Annotated in this window: 2 protein-coding genes; both read right to left on the reverse strand. The window is 71.8% G+C overall.

Annotation, left to right across the window (positions count from 1 at the left end; all coding sequences use genetic code 11):
* Positions 1-731: hypothetical protein (locus tag AB0E94_RS52895; RefSeq protein WP_360344555.1), on the reverse strand; the 731-nt coding region annotated here is incomplete at its 3' end.
* 97 nt (positions 732-828) lie between these two features.
* A partial coding sequence (locus AB0E94_RS52900; RefSeq protein WP_360344558.1) for a DUF6225 family protein occupies positions 829-1,466 on the reverse strand: 638 nt, incomplete at its 5' end.

Here is a 1,466-nt window from a genome sequence, read left to right on the forward strand (position 1 = left end):
GTGCGGCCGGCGGCGCGGATCGCGGCGGCCGGCTCCGCGCCGGCCGTCCACAGCGGCGGGGTGCCGGTCTGCGGCAGCGGGGTGTGCACGCGGGCGTACTCGTCCAGGGCGTCGTCCAGGGCGTTCCACTGCGGCTGGTCGGTGCGGTGGCCGGGGTGGTCGTAGTCGGTGCGGACCAGCTCGGCGCCGGTGGTGAGGCCGTGCCGGGTGAGCCAGGACCGGGCGATGTCGAGATACGCCGCGGCGTAGGCGTCGCGGTCCTGCTGGTAGAGGTCCTCGATGGCCGTCTCGCGGGCGGCGGCGGCCTCGTACTGCTCATCGGTGAGGTTGTCGGCGTTGGCGGCCGCGATGGCCGCGTCGAGGTCGGCCTCGTGCAGGGCGCCGATCCCGAAGTCGTCGAACAGCCCGTCGACGTCCAGGCGCACCTGGTACGGCTCGGTGCGCCAGGCCAGGAGCCGGTCCTCCTCGGCGGTGCCGTTGATGAGTTGGCGCACCAGGTCGGCCTCCCACGAGCCAGGCCGGCCGGCGAGCAGCGTCTCGACGCTGCCGAGGTTCGCCGCTACCGAGGTCAGCACGTGGGCGGCGATTTCGGCGAAGTCGACCGGTTCGGTCGTCTCGGCTGGGGTGCCGGCGCCACGGACCCGGGTCTGCCGCGCGAGGGAGGTCAGCGCCTCTATCGCCTGCCCGACCAGGGTGTCGTCCGCGCCGGCGGCGGGATGGGTGTGGTCCATGAAGGTCTCCTCTGCTGTGGGGCTCAGAGTTCTGTGATCTGTCGTCGGGTAGTCGGTCTCTTAGCGGGCGGTTGGCGGCCCTCCGGAGGCCGTTGTTTCAGCTCTCGTCGTCCCAGGTGTTCTCCCACCGGCTGTAGATGCCTGTCGGAAATTCGAGTTCGAGGCCGAACCAGTCGGCGGTGACCCACTCGCCTTCGGTCTCCTCGCGGAGGTTGGGCGGTGACCATTCGGCGCCCATCGCGGCGTCGTAGACGATCTGCGTGGAGCCGTCTCCGGCCCCGCCCGGCTGTTCGGCGACCCAGACCACGATGGGCATCTCCCCGGGCAGGTCCTGGAGGGTGGCCAGCACCGTGCCGACGGTGAGCCCTTCGGCCTGGTGCTCGAACGCCTCCTCGCTGTTGTCGCCTCTGTAGTAGGTGCCGCTGGGCTGGTCCAGTTCCAGCACCAGCGTCGAATGTGCCCGCCGTGTCTCGGGATCGCGTGGTGCTGCCTCGGTGCTCACGTACGCCGCGGTGACGACCTGCAGGTCGTCGACGACGTCGCCGCCCGGCCTCTCCGCTGGGCTGGCCATCAGCGGCGCGTCGGCCGGCACCGGCTCCAACGCCAGACGCAGGTCGCCCACCCGCCAGGCCGCCACGGTCAGCTCGAAGTCGATCTGCCGCTCCCAGCGGGAGATCTTCCACCGGCCCACCTCCCGCTTGGTCGGAGCGTCCGCTGCCGGCCTGCCGTGACGGC

Origin of the sequence: Actinoplanes sp. NPDC026670 (genome assembly GCF_040638175.1) — a bacterium.
Taxonomy (GTDB): Bacteria; Actinomycetota; Actinomycetes; order Mycobacteriales; family Micromonosporaceae; genus Actinoplanes.